Raw genomic sequence first — 17,682 nt, 5'->3', positions numbered from 1 at the left:
GATTATCTTTTGTATTTTTAAAATTCACTCTAAAATTTACATATGTTTTTAGGAATGGTAGGCCCCTGGCAGATTATGTTAATACTTGGTTTAGGTTTAGGAATAATTCTTCCAATAATTGCCTTAGTAGATATCGTACGTCACGAGTTTAAAGGTAACAACAAAATCATTTGGGTTTTGATTGTAATCTTTTTCAACATTTTTGGTTCAATCCTCTATTTTGCTATGGGCAGACAGCAGCGTATTGATACGGTTTAGCTTTCGCGAAAGCGTTAAAACCTTAATCAAAAGCATTAAAAAAGGCACAGATCTCCACCCGCGCCTTTGCTAACAAATCAATATTAAACAAACATTATCTACTTCATTTACGCAGTAAAATGTAATTTGGTTTTTCTTATCCTGTTAAAATGCTTAACCCTAGATTTGATAATTTCTGGCGGTCTGAAAATCGAAAAAGGACAGTAGCCGTGCTACTGTCCCTAATCAAAATCCAAACTAAACAAAAATTATTTTTATAGGACAGGTAATAACACCTGATCAATTACGTGTACAATACCGTTTGTGGTTTGTACATCTGGAATTACCATATTTGCAGGAGCAGTATTACCAGAACCACTTACACTAAGCACGCCATCTGTAAATGTTCCTAGTGTTATATCATCTGATCCTAATGCATCATAAGTACCTGCATTTAATTCTGAAGTAAATTTACCCTCAGAAACATCTGCAAATACGTGATTTAATAAAATTGCTTGTACTGTACCAGCACCTAAAACCATATCTAATTTTGCTATATCATCTGTAGTACCAGTGTAATCATCACCAAGTACAGCTTCTAAAACAGCTTTAAAAGCTGAATCAGTAGGAGCAAAAACAGTAAAACTAGCATCAGGATTGCTCAAAGCACCTGCTAAATCAGCATAAACTACAGCCGCAACTAAAAATGTAAGCTCCGGGTTTTTAAATACGTTTGCATCATTTAATGCCAAAGCTGTTTGTACTACATCTGCTCCTGATGCAATCATCACTTTGTCAATCACGTGTACGGTTCCATTTGAAGCTGATATGTCTGTAGCTAAAATCTCAGAACCGTTAATATATATAGCTCCGTCGCGTTCAATAAAACGACGTGTTGGACCTAAAAGTGAAGGCGCAGTTACTCCATCTGTAGTAGAATTTGAAAGCAAATTACCGTTAGAAACGTGATACAGCAATGTACTTTTCAAAAAAGGTTGTTGCAAAACGCCTAATGTTGCTTCTTCAAGCCCCAGACGTGCAAATGCAGCATTTGTAGGAGCAAAAACAGTAAAGTCGCCAGAAGCATCATTTGAATTACTGTTACTCAAAGTTAAAGCTACATCTCCTAACACAGCAGCAGTTTCTAAAGTGCTAAAATCAGGATTAGCTACAGCTATTGCTGCAATAGATGCAGGCTCATCTTCATAAGCACTATCGGTTTCACAAGATGTGTTTAAAACAGCACCTAAAAAGGCTAGTGCGACACCAGTATATTTGTATATATTTTTCATAATATCTTTTATGTAGTTATTGAAATTTTTGATTTTTAGAATGAATACGTCACTCCCCAGTTAAAACCATCTGCATCACCCAGGTTACGTCCTTCGATGTAATTTGAATATCCACCGGAAACACCCAGACCTTTATAAACAGGCACATACGCATTGAAGCCTAAGCGCGTATAGTTAACCCGTGTTGCAGGAAAGAATCCATTAAAGCCTTCTCCCAATATATCAACCCCACTATCATCTGATAACTGATTAGCCACATACCCTTCTAAATAAAATTTTGAAGCAGCATAGCCCAATTTAACTTCACTCAACAAAGCATTAGGCACATCATTACTGCGCAAGCTGTAACCAATTTGTCCCGTGGCAAAAATGCCGTTATTGTGTTTGTAAGATGCAATCGCAAGACCTGTAATATTTGTAGAGCGATTACCTATTGCTATAATAGATTGTAATTCTTCGTCTACTCGATAATCACCCAAAGGTGTTTCAATACCCGCAGCAGCGATAAAGTCTATCATTCCGTTAGGAGTTGCTTTAGAAGCAAAACGGTATTTTCCGTAAAGACTCACATCCTGCACGCCTTTGCGCTCATTCTCATAACCTGTATTTTCTAAGGTTTCTGGTATAGCTTGCCCTTCAGATTTGATATAAGGAAGATTAAATACCAAGTTGAAATTATCTGAAAGTCCATACTCGGCATAAAGCGAGTAACTTATTGTTTTAACTTCATTAAAAACGGGTACCCCATCTACCTTTTGTGGTACAAGAAATACTTCATCGTATTTTTCCGAAGAAAAAGAGGCGGTAATACTCCCATCTCCTTTAACTTTCATAAAGCCGCTTACCGGACTCTGGGCAAGCATCATAACCGGCATCATAAAAAGAGCACCAGTAAGAAATCGTAAATTTAAGTTCATCGTTATAGATTTTTGGTTACACGACACATACGCTGTATTCAACAATTCAGTTTTCTTAATCTTATGTTAAAAACCTTTAAAGCGGATTTTGCGTATACAATCCTTGAAAACCCTATGTTAGTTCAATCATTCTTTTTCGTCTTACATTAATAATTTCATGATATTTAAAACCTTACTGTGTTTAATTGGTTTCATTTGCATTTCTCAGGAAAGCAAAACCTATGTGCGGGAATTTGACGCCAGCGGAAAATTAATTGCTGAAGGATGGCAAAAAGGCTCTGAGAAAGAAGCTTATTGGTATTACTATTATCCATCAGGAGTGGTTAAAGCCAAAGGAGAATATCATAATGATCAAAAAAATGGATATTGGTTTTATTACGACAAGACCTCCAGACTCTTAAGAGAGGGGCACTATAAACAGGATCAAAAAATAGATTGGTGGATTGTTTACAGGTCAGAAAACCAAAAAGAAAAAATTCAGTATCAGAATAACGTAAAGGAAGGTTACGGTTTGCTTTACAAAAATGAAAAACTTATAAAAGCTAATAGATATGATCAAGATAAACTCTCCGGAAGTTGGACGAGCATATCTCAGTTTAAAAAGGACAACCCTAACGCCCGCTTTTAATGCAAAAAATTAATGTAATTATTCCGGCATTTAACGAGCAGGACTCTATAGGTCAGGTCATACAGGATGTTCCAGACCACGTAGAAGAAGTTATTGTGGTGAGCAACAATTCTACAGATCAGACTGAAAGAACAGCAAAAAAAGCCGGAGCCACAGTCCTAACCGAAAGCAATCCCGGTTACGGCTATGCCTGCCTTAAAGGAATGAGCTATATCGCTGCGAAAGAAACCAAACCGGATATTGTGGTTTTTCTGGATGGGGATTACAGCGATTACCCGGAGCAGTTAGATGAATTGATTAAACCCATCATTCAGGATAATCTCGACTTTGTAATTGGTGCCCGTGTAAAACGCCTGCGCGAAGACGGCAGTATGACGTTTCCGCAACGTTTTGGCAACGCACTGGCGACAACGCTGATGCGCTGGTTTTTTGGTTCCCGATTTACCGATTTGGGCCCTTTTAGAGCCATAAAATACGATAAGCTTCTGGCCTTAAAAATGGAAGATAAAACCTATGGCTGGACGGTTGAGATGCAGTTAAAAGCCTTAAAACAAAAGCTTACATACACCGAGATCCCCGTAAAATACCGTAACCGCATCGGCGTATCAAAAGTTTCAGGAACCGTTAAAGGTGCTATATTTGCCGGTGTAAAAATCTTGGGCTGGATTTTTAAATACAGTTTCAAATGATAGAGACAGCAGTAATCATCCTATATACTCTGGCACTGGCGGTTATATTTTTATACAGCCTGGCACAGCTCAACCTGCTGCTTAATTACCTCAAAGCCAAAAAAAGTATAGAAAATGCTCCTGTTTTTGACTTTTCAAAATCAGAAGAAATTCCGGTTGTAACCGTACAGCTTCCACTTTATAACGAGATGTATGTAGTAGAGCGATTGCTTGAGAGCATCGCAAAGCTCGATTATCCTAAAGACAAATTAGAAATACAGGTGCTTGACGACTCTACCGATGCGAGTCTTGAGACTACCCGCCAGCAAATAAACCAATTACAGGACCAGGGTCTTGATATCAAACACATCACCCGTACCGACCGAAGCGGCTTTAAAGCCGGCGCTTTAAAAGAAGGACTTCTGATCGCAAAAGGTGACTATATCGCCATTTTTGATTCAGACTTTGTTCCCAATCCCGATTGGTTGCAAAAGACAGTTCCGTATTTCAAGGATAGTAAAATTGGCGTGGTGCAAACCCGCTGGGCACACCTCAACCGCGACTACTCGCTATTGACTAAAATTCAGGCATTTGCACTTGATTTTCATTTTGTTTTAGAACAGGTGGGCCGCAATTTTGGGCATCACTTTATCAACTTTAACGGTACCGCAGGTATCTGGCGTAAAACCTGCATCCTTGATGCCGGCAACTGGCAGGGCGACACGCTTACCGAAGATCTGGATCTCAGCTACCGCGCACAACTCAAGAAATGGGATTTTAAATACCTCATCGATGTAGAAACCCCAGCCGAACTACCCGTAGCCATAAGTGCTGCACGCTCGCAACAATTCCGCTGGAATAAAGGAGCCGCCGAAAATTTTCAGAAGCTTTACGGCCGACTTTTAAAAGACCCTACCGTATCGTTTAAGACGAAATTTCACAGCTTTTTTCACCTGCTCAACAGCAGCATGTTTTTGCTGGTATTACTTGTGGCGATCCTGAGCGTCCCGGTTTTATATATCAAAAACAACAATCCCGCCTACAGCTGGTATTTTAATGTGATTGCTGCTTTTGCCGTGAGTACAATCATCTTTTTTGGGTGTTATTGGGTAACCTATAAAAAAATACACGGTGGTGGATTCAAGAATTTCCTCAGGTATATCGGGATGTTTTTCACCTTTTTCTCCATTGCCATGGGCTTTAGCGTTCACAATTCGCTGGCCGTTTTAGAAGGACACTTTGGTAAAAAGTCTGAATTTATACGCACACCAAAATTCAACATCAAGAAAAAAGGCGACAGCTATAAGGCAAACATTTACCTTAAAAAACACCTGTCGCTCAACACCATCATTGAGAGCCTGCTCTTTTTATATTTTGGCTTTGCCATTTACAGTGCGTTTGCCATTCAGGATTTTGGTCTGGTGCTATTTCACCTGATGCTCTTTTTTGGTTTTGGCTTTGTAGCCTTTAAGTCTATTTTTTCACAAGCCTGATTTTTGGGCACCTGTTTCTGATGCTCCCGCTTCAGAAACACCGCGCTTTCCGCTATATCTTTAGCGCCAAAAAAGGCACTAAAGGATGCCGCTGCAATCGCTGGCGCAGGGTATAAAAGCCTATATTTATCCTAATTTCTGCTGTAAATTGATGTTCGAAAAACTAAAGGCTTATAAAATACAATTCCTTTTTACCATCAGTATCCTGGTGATGTATGGGGCGTTTGCCTATGATTTGCAGCGACACGATTTTATAAAACTCATCACACTTTATGCAGCTTTATTTTTTCTGTCTTTCAAACTCATTCAGCTCCTAAAAACCGATTTTAAAATCCTTGTTGCTGTGGGTGTCCTTGCCCGGCTTGTTTTCTTTATTGCCGAACCCAATTTGTCCCAAGATTTTTACCGCTTTTTATGGGATGGTCGTTTGCTTGCTCAGGGTTTAAGTCCGTATTTGCTTACGCCCGATCAATGGGTTGCTCAGGGAAACATCCCAATCAATCAAAGTACCGAACTGCTGGAAGGAATGGGCAGTTTAAGCCGTGCGCATTATTCAAACTACCCGCCAGTAAATCAGTTTTTCTATTGGCTTTCCGGACTTTTCAGCGGTAATTCGATCCTCGGCGGAATCGTAGTTCTACGACTCAGCATCATCGCTGCAGATCTCGGAATCGTTTGGGTAGGAAGCAAACTTCTAAAAGCGATGGGTTTGCCGGCACAACAGATTTTCTGGTATTTTCTCAATCCGTTTATTTTAATTGAACTCACCGGAAATCTGCATTTTGAAGGCGTTATGCTCTTTTTTATGCTTGCAGCGTTGTATTTACTATATCTTAAAAAGTGGTTTTGGGCAGCCGTACTTTGGGGATTTTCAGTTTCCGTAAAATTGGTTCCGTTGATGTTGCTTCCTTTGCTATTTCAATTTTTAATCAAACCAGCAAAACCTTCAGTCCAGACTCAAGACTTTTGGCGTTATGTAAAACACCATCTTCCGGCTTCACTCTGGAAATCAGTCCGTTTTTACGGAGTGGCTGTTTTAGTTTTCATCTTAAGTTTTTCACCCTTTTTAAATTCAGCTTTGTTGGAGCATTTTAGCTCTACATTGGCACTTTGGTTTCAGAAATTTGAGTTCAATGCCAGTGTGTATTATGTTGTACGCTGGATTGGTTATCAAGTAAAAGGCTATAATATTATCGCAACTGCGGGTAAAATTCTTCCGGTTATAGCGGTGGTTGCACTACTCGCACTAAGCTTTTTTAGAAAAAACAGAAGTCCGCAACAACTCTTTACGGGACTTCTTTTTGGGATTTCCTGTTATTTTGCGCTGTCCACAACCGTACATCCCTGGTACCTTGCGACGCCATTACTGCTTTCGGTGTTTACCAGATACCGCTATATGCTCGTGTGGACATTCACCATAATGTTCAGTTATGCTGCTTATCGAGAAACTGCGGTTGAAGAAAGGCTCTGGCTGGTGGCTGTTGAATATATTCTCGTGATTGGTGTTTTAGTTTGGGAGCTCTTAAAACAAAAACCCAAAAAACAAGTAGTTTAACGAAGACAGGGGCACAGAAATGTGTTAATATAAGTTTTCAACAGATTATTCTGATCTATTGAACTTATTTTTAACCTGTAAATGTGCTGAATCAATGAACTTCTTGAGGCCTCTTATTAAATTATTTGGGTTTTTACTGGTTGTATTTTACGGAACAGACGCAGTTTCCCAGACCACACCCATTCCCGATACCAATTTTGAACAGGACCTTATCACACAAGGCTACGATACAAACGGCCTTAATGGAAACATTCTCAACACTGATGCAGCAGCTTTCACCAATTATTCTACAGGCCGCAATGATATTATCGATTTTACGGGGCTGGAAGCTTTTGTAAATCTGGTAACGCTTAACGCAGGTACCAACCAGTTTGCTACTTTACCCTTAACCACACTAACACTGCTAGAAGAGCTCGTTTTTGATCAAAATATGGCATTAGCCTCCTTAGATTTAAGCGGCAACCCCAACCTTAAAATTTTTCAGGCAAGAGCAAATGGAGGTTCTAATACGGCTCCAATTACCGTGATTGACCTTAGCAATAATCTTCAATTGGAGGATATCAATATCTATAATTTCAGAAACTTACAGCAAGTTATATTTCCTGATACCGATACTGTGGTTTCTATATACTTACTGATGCACAATGACATCACGGTAGATTTTTCAGGTTACAGTAGTCTGGAATCCCTTGCTCTGAGCACAAATTTCAACAATTCATTCCCTATAACGGCTACGCTACCCAGTGAACAAAATGTACTCCGGTCGGTAGCCTTTCAAGGTGGAAATATTATAAACGTTGACCTGTCAAATTTCCTGGCGCTTGAGTTCATTTCCCTGCAAAGCACCAATACAGAAACCATTGATATTCCACAGACTACTGCATTGACAACAATACGCATAAGTGGTCATAAAATAGCTTCAGCTTCCTTTGCCGATGCCAGTATGCTGCAGAATCTTGATATTACCCGAAAAATTGATCCCCCGGGGCTTATATTGGATTTGACCCAAAATCAGGCATTGACCGCACTCAATGCAAGTAGTAATTATATGAATGCCATCGACTTAAGTCAAAATACGGTTTTAAAAAATCTCAACTTATCGAATAATGATTTTATAAGCTTTGATATCAGTCAGAACATAGCCTTAGAAGATTTAAATGCGTCTAATAATGCGATTACAAATCTAGATTTATCGACAAATACGCTCCTAAAAGCAATCAATTTAAATAACAATGAACTTCCCACTCTGGATTTAAGTACCAATTTAGAATTAGAAAGACTTAATCTGAGCCGCAATCTTCTGCCTACACTTGATGTTACAAACAACACTAAACTCCGGTCTTTATCAATAAATGACAATTTGTTCACTGACACAGGACTTGATCTTACCCAAAATCCTGAACTGGACTATCTCAATGCTTCAAATAATCAAATTGAATCGCTAGATATTACCCAAAACGTAAAACTGGGTAGCTTAATCTTACACCATAATCTATTTTCAGGTACAGATATTATGGATCAGTATTATGCTATTTGGAGTGCAAATGGCGCACTGGGAGCTTCTGACGATCTTGATGTAAGTAACAATTTGTTGACGGGGAAAATTCCTGATTTTGCAAGTCTGGCTTTAGATCGAAGAACCAATTATTTTGAATTAAAGTTTAATGATAATTATTTTCATTTCGGCGATTTTGAAGAGCAGCATCTTGATTATGTTGCCCTTTTAACAACTTTCTGGAGCACTAATTCCTCTTTGCGTTTATTTAGAGAATACCGGTACGCCCCTCAGGCAAAAGTAAATGCGGTTGAAAATCTTACGCACAACGCCGGTGAGGACATCGTGCTTACCACAGTTGTAAGAGGAAGTCAAAATCATTATAAATGGTTTAAAGATGGAGTAGCAATCCCCGATGCACCAGACAGTCCCAATCTGGTTTTAGATGATTTAAATTCGTGTGATGCCGGTGTTTATTATTCTGAAATCACCAGCGATCTGGTTCCTTTTGAAAATTCTAATCCACCGGGAACCAATGGTAAAAACCTGCTCCTGGTGCGTAATGATATTACGCTAGATGTTAATTATACTCAGGAATGCACCAGTTTGACCGCACCCGCAGACGGCTCGAGCAACATCCCTCGTAATCCCAGACTAGAATGGGAAGATCGCAGCGGAGCCTGTGGGTATCGTATTACCGTAGGAACAACAAATGGAGGTTCTGAAATTCTTGATAAAGTTGATGTAGGCGAAGATCCTTTTTATGCGTTGACTTCTAATTTACCAGCAAATACTCAAATCTTTGTACGCATAACTCCCTACTATGCCGGCGGAGCGGAAAGCAATACCTGTACGGTTACAGATTTTACAACAGGTACTGCAGTTTTAAACAGACCGGCCTGTGCTCCAATAATGAATCCGTTGCCGGGATCTATCGATGCTACGGTAAATACAACTATAGACTGGGACGCATCAACTGGAGCAACCGGCTATTCTTTGAGTTTGGGAACCTATCCCGGTGGTACAGACCTGCTCGCTAAAACAGACCTAGGAAACACACTTACCTACACCCATCCTACAGCTTTACCTTATGACACAGTCATTTATGTCAACCTTACGCCGTATAACAGTGACGGGGAGGCTGTAGGATGTCCTGAAAGAAGCTTTAGAACCGAAAAATTAGTCAATACACCTTCGTGTACCACTCTTATAAATCCAACGGCAGGAGCTATTAATGTTCCTTTAGATACTGATTTGAGCTGGAATGCTTCTGCAGCTGCAACCGGATATTTCTTAAGTGTTGGCACCACCAGTGGTGGAAGCGAAATTTTAAACAAGCTTAATATTGGAAATGTTACTAGTTATGACCTGACCAGCGATCTGCCCGAAAACACCGAAATCTTTGTAAGCATCATCCCGTACAATTCCGCAGCCAATGCTACCGGCTGTACTGAAGAATCGTTTACTACCGAAACTTTACTTACACCCCCGGAATGTACCACATTAAGCAGTCCGTTAGATGGTGCGACAGATGTTGCAATAGACACTAATTTAAACTGGAATGCTTCAGCAACTGCAACCGGATATTTCTTAAATGCGGGAACCACAAGTGGCGGAAAAGACATCCTAAACAATCTTGATGTTGGAAATGTTACTAGTTATGACCTGACCAGCGATCTACCCGAAAACACCGAGATTTTTGTAAGCATCACCCCTTACAATTCCGCAGGAAATGCTACCGGATGTACTGAAGAATCGTTTACTACCGAAACTTTACTTACACCCCCGGCATGTACCACATTAAGCAGTCCGTTAGCTGGGGCAACAGATGTTGTGGTCGATACCGATTTAAGCTGGAATGCTTCCGCCTCAGCCACAGGATATTTCCTAAGCGTGGGCACTACTTCAAGTGGAAGCGAAATTTTAAACAATCTTGATGTTGGGAACACGACAACGCACGATCTGACCAGCGATCTATCCGAAAACACCGAGATTATTGTAAGCATCACCCCTTACAATTCCGCAGGAAATGCTACCGGATGTACTGAAGAATCGTTTACTACCGAAACTTTACTTACACCCCCGGAATGTATCACATTAAGCAGTCCGTTAGCTGGGGCAACAGATGTTGTGGTCGATACCGATTTAAGCTGGAATGCTTCCGCCTCAGCCACAGGATATTTCCTAAGCGTGGGCACTACTTCAAGTGGAAGCGAAATTTTAAACAATCTTGATGTTGGGAACACGACAACGCACGATCTGACCAGCGATCTATCCGAAAATACCGTAATCTTTGTAAGCATCATCCCGTATAATTCCGCGGGTAATGCAACCGGATGTACTGAAGAATCGTTTACTACCGAAACCTTACTTACTCCACCGGCATGTACCACATTGAGCAGTCCGTTAGATGGGGCGACAGATGTTTCCGTTGATACCGATTTAAGTTGGAATGCTTCTGCAACTGCCACAAAATATTTCTTAAGTGTAGGGACCACAATCGCAGGGGGCGAAATTTTAGACAATCTTGACGTTGGGAACAAGACAACGCACGATCTGACCAGCGATCTACCCGAAAACACCGTAATCTTTGTAAGCATCACCCCTTACAATTCCGCAGGAAATGCTACCGGCTGTGCTGAAAAATCTTTTACCACTGGAAGCGCTACACCACCACCGCTTCCGTCATGTACCACGCTTACAAATCCGGGCCCGGGTTCTACAGGTGCATTTATAACAGCAACCATCAGCTGGGAACGGGTTGATTTTGCAACAGGCTACCTCATCTCTATGGGACTTGAAACACAGGCTACTTCCTATGTTGAGAATAGAGACATCGGCAATTCAGACACCTTTTTTCTTGGGGAAGCGCTGCCCTATAACACCGACGTTTATGTAAAAATAGTACCGTACAATTCAACCGGAGAAGCACAAGGCTGTATGATACAAACATTCAGAACCCGGCCAGATCCCAATACGCCAGACGAATTTAATTGTACCCAGATCACAAGTCCGCAGGATGGCGCCACAGCTGTTGCGACCACGACCAGCCTGACCTGGGATGCTGTCCCAGATGCCGTTAGTTATTTATTGACCGTGGGCACCACTTCAGGTGGAGGCGAAATATTCAATCTATTAAACGTTGGCAGCGACACCTCTTTTACATTTATTGACGAACTCGAACCAAATACTACGTATTACGTAACTGTAACCCCTGGTTACGGCAGTGGTTCAGCTACAGACTGTCCGGAAATACGCTTTACAACAGCCCAGACAACAGGAACAGTAACCAAAGCTCCAAAAAGTCGCTATGGCATTTCGCCTGATGGAGATGGTATTAATGAATTTTGGAGGATTGAAGATCTTGATCAGTACCCAAACAACACCGTAAGTGTGTTTAACCGCTGGGGAGATCTGGTCTTTGAAACGAAAGATTACGATAACAGCCTCAATGTGTTTAGAGGCGAGGCTAATCAAAAAACGGGAATGGGAGCAGGTAAACTACCAGAGGGCACGTATTTCTTTATGATTACGTCAGACAATCCCGAATTAACAGAACCTGTAAAAGGCTTTATTGTTCTAAAAAGATGAAAATAAATACCCTAACCTTTGTGGCAATTCTTCTGCTTGCTCCTTTTTGGCCTACACACAGTCTTGCTCAACAGCAGCCGGTTTTTTCAGAATACAATTACAATACGATCATTCTCAATCCGGCGCACGCGGGATATTACAACAACAGCGAATTTACTCTATCTAACCAAAACAGCTATAGCGGCTTTGACGGGGCACCGGCAACATTTAATGCTACTCTAAATCTTACTTTAGACAATGAGAATGTAGGTTTGGGCGGCGGTTTTTTAAGCGACCAAATTGGGGTAACCTCAATCAACAGTGCGTTTGTGTCTTATGCTTACAAACTCTATTTTGGGCAGCAGGCGCAGGCACCCCGCTATCATAATTACAATCCCAATATTTTCTCGTTTGGCATTACTGCCGGAATTTTCAATTACACCGAAAACCTCACCGAATTAGGCATAACTGATGATCCTAATTTTCAGCAAGATATAAAAGGTACCGTACCTACTGTAGGCATGGGTATCTTGTTTAACAGAAACCAGCTTTATGCCGGCCTTTCTGTACCGAATCTGTTAGGCAACAGCTTAGCTCCTGACGACTCCATCGAGATCAACACTGCCGCATACGCTTATGCCGGTTATCGCATCTATACCGGGGTTTTTGATGAACTTGAAATCAAACCCAATTTTTTGCTTCGGTATGAAACCGGCGCACCGTTATCCATTGATATTAATACGATTTTTAATTATAAAAATTTGGTGGAGTTTGGCGGGGGCTATCGCACCTCTTCTGCAGTAAATGTGCTTGCGGGTGTCTATTTATTCAACAATCTCAGGTTTGTTTATAATTATACGATGCCGCTTCGGGAGTCTCCCCTACCCGCTACTCACGGACTCGTGCTAAGCGTACGGTTAGGGGAAGGATATAGTCGTTAATCTTTTAGTTGGGCTTTATAAATACAACCTATACGCCGGGTTTTGTAGTTGCGGTCTGCTTTTGATGTAATGTTGCCGTCATAGCAATCTATTTGCTCCAGCTTGTATTCCGGGAGTTCTTCCTTTAGTCTGTCAATACGATCCTGCTCGATAATAACATAAAAAAATTCTGCATCTGGCAACTCTTTAGAATCTCTCGAAATCAAGGTAGGGACGCGTTGACCAAAATCCCAAATTAATTCCGGCGAACTATTTTCAAGTAGATAGATGGGTTTACCGGCAGCCTCATAGTCTGAAATTATTGGTGCGATTTCTCTAAAATCCTGATTGGTATAGGTGAGTCTTACCAGCGGAAACACAAAAAGAATAATAGCACAAGAAAAACCGATTACCACAAAAAATGCCGGTTCAATAATTTTAGATCTTAAACTCTTTATAATTACAAAAGCAAAAGCAATCGCAGCTAGTTGAAATAAACCGTACCAGAGCCAGTCTGTACTTCGAAAATTATTAATAAACAGATATAAAAGTGCAGGGCCTGCAAGAACGCAGATGACAGCTATAAGTCCAAAATAAAAATAAACAGGTATGGTTTCGCGCTTATCACTCAGGTTTTTAAAGCTACGTACAAGATATTCAATATAGAACGAGGTATTGAGCGCAAGCGGAATAAGTACCGGTAACAAATACCTGGACTTTTTCTCCGGAATACAGGAAAGCAAGACAACCGCGGCCAGTGTCCAAATCAAACTGAAGCGATACGCCTTTAAATGCGTAACCCGTGATTTTAAATAGGGATACAAAAGCGCAACAAATGCCGGAACCGTCCAGATTCCGCTTTGCGTAAAAAAGCTCCAGTAATAATAAAAAGGACGCGTATTGTGATTGGCCCACGCCGCAGACTCTTTATCGGCTATTGCCTGTGCTGTTTCTCCGTCTCCAAAATAAATAGCCAGTGCCCACCAGGAACTAAGCGCCAAAGCGATAACCAGCAGTCCCATAAATGGCGCTATTCTGCTCTTAAAACTCCTGAATTTGTATACCCAGGCGTAGGCAATCAAAAAGGGCGAAAGCAACGCAAAATGGCTTACAGGACCTTTGCTCATAAAAGACAGACCTATAAACAATCCGGCAAGGGAAGCGTTTCTATACTTCTGCTTGCTTTCGGTAAAAAACTGGAATAAAAAATAAATACCACCCAGCATAAAGGAGTGGGCAAAAATATCCCAGGTGCCATTTCGCCCTGCGAAAATCACATAAAAGGAAGTCGCAAGAATGAGCGCCGTATATAAACTCTGTTTAGCAGACAAACTGAGGCGTTTTCGCGAAAGCCAAAAACTAAAAAGGGCCATTACCGTGGTAATAATTGCAGAAGGCAATCGCAGAGCCCAAAGTTTGCTGATGCCAAAAATCGCACCTGAAAAGGCCGCCAACCAGGTTGGTAACGGTGGTTTTTCATAACGGGCTTCCCCGTTCATTGTGGTAAACACCCAATTATCGTAATGCAACATTTCGCGTGCTGTGATGAAGTTACGCGCTTCCATAATGTTAGCGTATAGCACATCGAGATGTGGAAAAAACAGCAATACGCAAACTGCCAGAATGATTAACGGATAATATTTTTCGTCAATACTCATTCTTTATCAATACCTATTGAAAGTTTCATATTTCGGTAGTAGATAAAAACACCCATAAGATGCCCCACAAAAAGTACCGGATCTCTGCGTAAAATAGCATAAGTCAGAATAAGGAGTCCACCTACGAGGCTCAACAGCCAGAATCCTAAAGGTAAACTTGATTTTTTCTTCCTTTCAGAATAAATCCACTGATAGATAAATCGCAAGGTAAAAATCACTTGGGCAATGCTCCCCAAAAGCAACAGCCATAAGGGAATATTTTCATTTCTAAATAATTTATCAATATCATAATGCCCATTGTTGTAGCCATAAATTACCAGCAGAATTGGAAAAATAAATAAAAACCAGCGAAGGATTTTAGGTGATTTAATCCACTGCCCCTGTAGTTGCAGGTTTCTGATATAAATAAAATAAGTTAAGGTTTGGCCTAGCATAATAGCGAAATCATCCCGTAAATACCCGTAGACAAAAAGTAAGAAAGAAGCTCCGAGGCTCAACCACCAAAAGGTTGAAGGAGTGAGTACCCGTTTTTGTTTTTCAGATAAAAACCATTGAATAATCAAGCGCCCGCTAAACATTAACTGCGCGAAAAAACCAATTGCATATATCCAAATGGGGCTATGCATCTGATTTTTTGGCTACTTCGTAATTAATGTATTTGTTCTTCATCCACAGATATGCAAAACAGTCCATCAAAGGACCTAGAAGTCGGTTCCACAAACCAAACTTTGCGGTACCTGCAATACGTGGAAAATGACGAATAGGAACCTGTACGGTTTTCCCATTCTGAAGCATAATCATAGCCGGTAAAAAGCGGTGTAAGCCTCTGAACATCGGAATTCGCTGGGCATAATCGGTCTTTATAATTTTTAGAGGACAACCCGTATCGTCCATCCCATCATTTGTAAAAGCACGACGAATTTTATTTGCAATGGTGCTCGACATATTTTTCACAAAAGAATCCTTACGATCAGCCCGATGACCGGTTACCAGATCATAATCTTTAATATAAGGATACAGAACGTTGAAATCTTCTGGAGTAGTCTGCAGGTCACTGTCAATATAACCCACCAAAGAAGTTTTAGTATAATCGAAGCCAGCTTTAATCGCTGCGCTTAATCCGCAGTTTTTTGCAAAAGATATAAACTCAAATCCTTTACTGCGAGCACAAATGATTTCTATAAGCTCTTGACTTTTATCTTTAGAACCATCATTTACAAAAAGCACCTGAGTAGGTACCGCAGCTATTTTAAAATAGTCATTAAAAACCTGCTCTACCCGAAGTAGATTATCTTCTTCATTATAAACAGGAACGACTACCGTTAACGTGTAAGACATACTAATAAATAAGTTTGCGAAAATAAGCAATACTTCTAAAGCAAATCTAAAGATTACCTGTTTTTGTTAATTACAAAACTTTAAATGCGTCCTCTAATTTACAAAGCGCTTTTTCTTTTTATAATTTCTGATAGCGTAATTTGCAAGATACTTTTAACTAGAAAGCCAGGTATAGCAGTCAAACTTCCAATTTTAATATAACTATTTAATGCATTATTTTAGATCTTCAGCTATAGCATTCAGCTGTATTGCAATGCTATTTTTTTCTTGTAAGCCCGAAAAAGAACCCCGGCATTTAAACCTTCCTAAAACCGATCTAACTCAGGCAGACCTCATCCCAAAGCCTTCAACTACAAAAGCCACATACAGCGCTTTCCCATTAGATCAATTTACTACTATACACACAGCCCCAGATTCATCAGGTTTTAATAATGTTGCCTTGTTTTTAGCTGACAAACTAAAAGACCTGACACAGTTGAGAGTCCCTGTAAATACAGAGTTCACGAATCAGGAAAGTGTCATCTATATTCATCATTCAGATAGTTTATCTAAAATAAATCAAGAGTCTTATTTTTTAAAGATAAATAAAGACTCTATTGTTTTAAGTGCTGCAAGTGCTACAGCAGCCTTTAGAGGGATACAGACTTTGCGCCAACTTGTCCCCGCAAAAGCAAGTGATTCTATCATAGATTATCCAGTATGGCCCATTCCTTCAGGAAGTATAAATGACAGTCCTTTATTTGCTTATCGCGGCGCAATGCTAGATGTTGCACGTCATTTTTTTAATGTTGAAGAAGTCAAAAAATATATTGATCTTCTGGCTTACTATAAGTACAATATTTTGCATCTACACCTGACAGATGATCAGGGATGGCGAATTGAAATAAAATCATGGCCCAAACTTACGGAGATAAGCGGAGTTACAGAAGTAGGTAGCGAGCCCGGCGACTTTTACACACAAGAAGATTATAAAATTATTGTTGAGTACGCTGCCCAAAACCACATCACCATAATTCCCGAAGTTGATATGCCTGGTCATACCAATGCAGCTTCGGTGGCTTATCCTATTTTGAATGGAAACGGAAAAACTCCGAAAATATACCGAGGTACACACGTAGGTTTCAGCACGTTTGACACGCATAAGGATACAGTTTATACATTTATAGATGATGTTGTACGAGAGATCTCGGCAATAACACCCGGACCTTATTTTCACATAGGTGGTGATGAAAGTCACGTAACCAAAAAGAACGATTATATCTATTTTGTAAATAAAGTTGAAAAGCTTGTTCAGCGCTACGACAAAATTATGATTGGTTGGGATGAAATTGTTACGGCAGATATTGATACTACATCTGTTGCTCAGTTTTGGTCAAGTACAGACAATGCAAAAATAGCCGTAGCCAAAAACCTAAGGATAATTATGTCTCCTGCTAACAAAGCCTATCTGGATATGAAATATGATCTTGAGTCTGAATATGGCCTGAATTGGGCCGGTTATGTACCAGTAGATACAGCCTACATTTGGAAGCCGGAATCTTATAAAAATATACCTCAGGAAAATATATTGGGTATTGAGGCGCCTCTATGGTCTGAAACTATTAGCACTATTACCGAACTTGAATATTTAGCGTTCCCTAGAGCTATAGGTTTTGCTGAATTGAACTGGTCACAACCAGAAAACAGAGATTGGGAAAATTATAAAGTTCGTCTGGGCAACCAAGCTCCGTTCTTAGAGAAGATGAATGTGAACTATTATCCTTCCCCTTTGATTGAATGGAAGACTGAAAGCGAAAAGCCCAAGACTTTAAAAAATAAAAGTCTAAATCTTTAGTCATATTGAAAATATGACTCATAAAAAAGGCCTCCTGAATTTCAACTTCAGGAGGCCTTTTTATTTAATATCTAACT

General features: G+C 40.2%; 13 protein-coding genes. 8 read left to right on the top strand and 5 right to left on the bottom strand.

Annotated elements, in window-relative coordinates; genetic code table 11:
- Positions 1 to 42: 42 nt before the first annotated feature.
- Positions 43 to 258 (top strand): PLD nuclease N-terminal domain-containing protein, encoded by a 216-nt coding sequence (locus DSM03_RS16540; protein ID WP_128762726.1) that lies wholly within the window; start codon positions 43 to 45, stop codon positions 256 to 258.
- Positions 259 to 512: 254 nt separating this feature from the next.
- Here the strand turns inward: DSM03_RS16540 and DSM03_RS16535 are convergent, their stop codons facing one another.
- Positions 513 to 1,529 carry a fasciclin domain-containing protein gene (locus tag DSM03_RS16535; protein ID WP_128762725.1) on the bottom strand — a complete coding sequence of 339 codons (1,017 nt, stop codon included), beginning with the start codon at positions 1,527 to 1,529 and terminating at the stop codon, positions 513 to 515.
- A gap of 35 nt (positions 1,530 to 1,564) precedes the next feature.
- Positions 1,565 to 2,446: a hypothetical protein gene (locus tag DSM03_RS16530; RefSeq protein WP_236638941.1), complete on the bottom strand. Its 882-nt coding sequence runs from the start codon at positions 2,444 to 2,446 to the stop codon at positions 1,565 to 1,567.
- A gap of 157 nt (positions 2,447 to 2,603) precedes the next feature.
- Between DSM03_RS16530 and DSM03_RS16525 the strand changes: the two genes are divergently transcribed.
- The 6 genes from DSM03_RS16525 (at position 2,604) to DSM03_RS16500 (ending at position 12,796) form a co-directional block, all read left to right on the top strand.
- Positions 2,604 to 3,074: a toxin-antitoxin system YwqK family antitoxin gene (locus tag DSM03_RS16525; protein ID WP_128762724.1), complete on the top strand. Its 471-nt coding sequence runs from the start codon at positions 2,604 to 2,606 to the stop codon at positions 3,072 to 3,074.
- The gene (locus tag DSM03_RS16520) at positions 3,074 to 3,763 is read left to right on the top strand and encodes a glycosyltransferase family 2 protein (RefSeq protein WP_128762723.1); all 690 of its coding nucleotides are present in this window, start codon (positions 3,074 to 3,076) and stop codon (positions 3,761 to 3,763) included. The genes DSM03_RS16525 and DSM03_RS16520 overlap by 1 nt, the downstream gene beginning before the upstream one ends.
- The gene (locus tag DSM03_RS16515) at positions 3,760 to 5,235 is read left to right on the top strand and encodes a cellulose synthase family protein (protein WP_201740462.1); all 1,476 of its coding nucleotides are present in this window, start codon (positions 3,760 to 3,762) and stop codon (positions 5,233 to 5,235) included. The genes DSM03_RS16520 and DSM03_RS16515 overlap by 4 nt, the downstream gene beginning before the upstream one ends.
- Before the next feature lie 151 nt (positions 5,236 to 5,386).
- A complete protein-coding gene (locus DSM03_RS16510) occupies positions 5,387 to 6,790 on the top strand; it encodes an MptA/MptB family glycosyltransferase (protein WP_128762722.1) in 1,404 nt (467 codons plus the stop codon).
- A 94-nt stretch (positions 6,791 to 6,884) separates the two neighbouring features.
- Positions 6,885 to 11,876 carry a T9SS type B sorting domain-containing protein gene (locus DSM03_RS16505; RefSeq protein WP_128762721.1) on the top strand — a complete coding sequence of 1,664 codons (4,992 nt, stop codon included), beginning with the start codon at positions 6,885 to 6,887 and terminating at the stop codon, positions 11,874 to 11,876.
- A complete protein-coding gene (locus DSM03_RS16500) occupies positions 11,873 to 12,796 on the top strand; it encodes a PorP/SprF family type IX secretion system membrane protein (protein WP_128762720.1) in 924 nt (307 codons plus the stop codon). Before DSM03_RS16505 ends, DSM03_RS16500 begins: the two co-directional genes overlap by 4 nt.
- On the opposite strand, the gene DSM03_RS16495 is transcribed toward DSM03_RS16500, so the two are convergent.
- The 3 genes from DSM03_RS16495 to DSM03_RS16485 are packed head-to-tail and all read right to left on the bottom strand — an operon-like array spanning position 12,793 to position 15,771.
- Positions 12,793 to 14,433 (bottom strand): ArnT family glycosyltransferase, encoded by a 1,641-nt coding sequence (locus DSM03_RS16495; protein ID WP_128762719.1) that lies wholly within the window; start codon positions 14,431 to 14,433, stop codon positions 12,793 to 12,795. The genes DSM03_RS16500 and DSM03_RS16495 overlap by 4 nt on opposite strands.
- Positions 14,430 to 15,059, bottom strand: coding sequence for a lipid-A-disaccharide synthase N-terminal domain-containing protein (locus tag DSM03_RS16490; RefSeq protein ID WP_128762718.1), 630 nt, complete (start codon positions 15,057 to 15,059; stop codon positions 14,430 to 14,432). The genes DSM03_RS16495 and DSM03_RS16490 overlap by 4 nt, the downstream gene beginning before the upstream one ends.
- A complete protein-coding gene (locus tag DSM03_RS16485) occupies positions 15,052 to 15,771 on the bottom strand; it encodes a glycosyltransferase (RefSeq protein WP_128762717.1) in 720 nt (239 codons plus the stop codon). The genes DSM03_RS16490 and DSM03_RS16485 overlap by 8 nt, the downstream gene beginning before the upstream one ends.
- Positions 15,772 to 15,979: 208 nt before the next feature.
- Between DSM03_RS16485 and DSM03_RS16480 the strand changes: the two genes are divergently transcribed.
- Complete coding sequence (locus tag DSM03_RS16480) at positions 15,980 to 17,605, top strand: family 20 glycosylhydrolase (RefSeq protein ID WP_201740461.1); 1,626 nt, start codon at positions 15,980 to 15,982, stop codon at positions 17,603 to 17,605.
- Positions 17,606 to 17,682: the final 77 nt, after the last annotated feature.

The sequence above is a fragment of the Leeuwenhoekiella aestuarii genome (genome assembly GCF_004104055.1).
GTDB lineage: Bacteria > Bacteroidota > Bacteroidia > Flavobacteriales > Flavobacteriaceae > Leeuwenhoekiella > Leeuwenhoekiella aestuarii.
The sequence above is the reverse complement of the archived record's forward strand: the minus strand, read 5'-3'. Positions and strand labels throughout refer to the sequence as shown.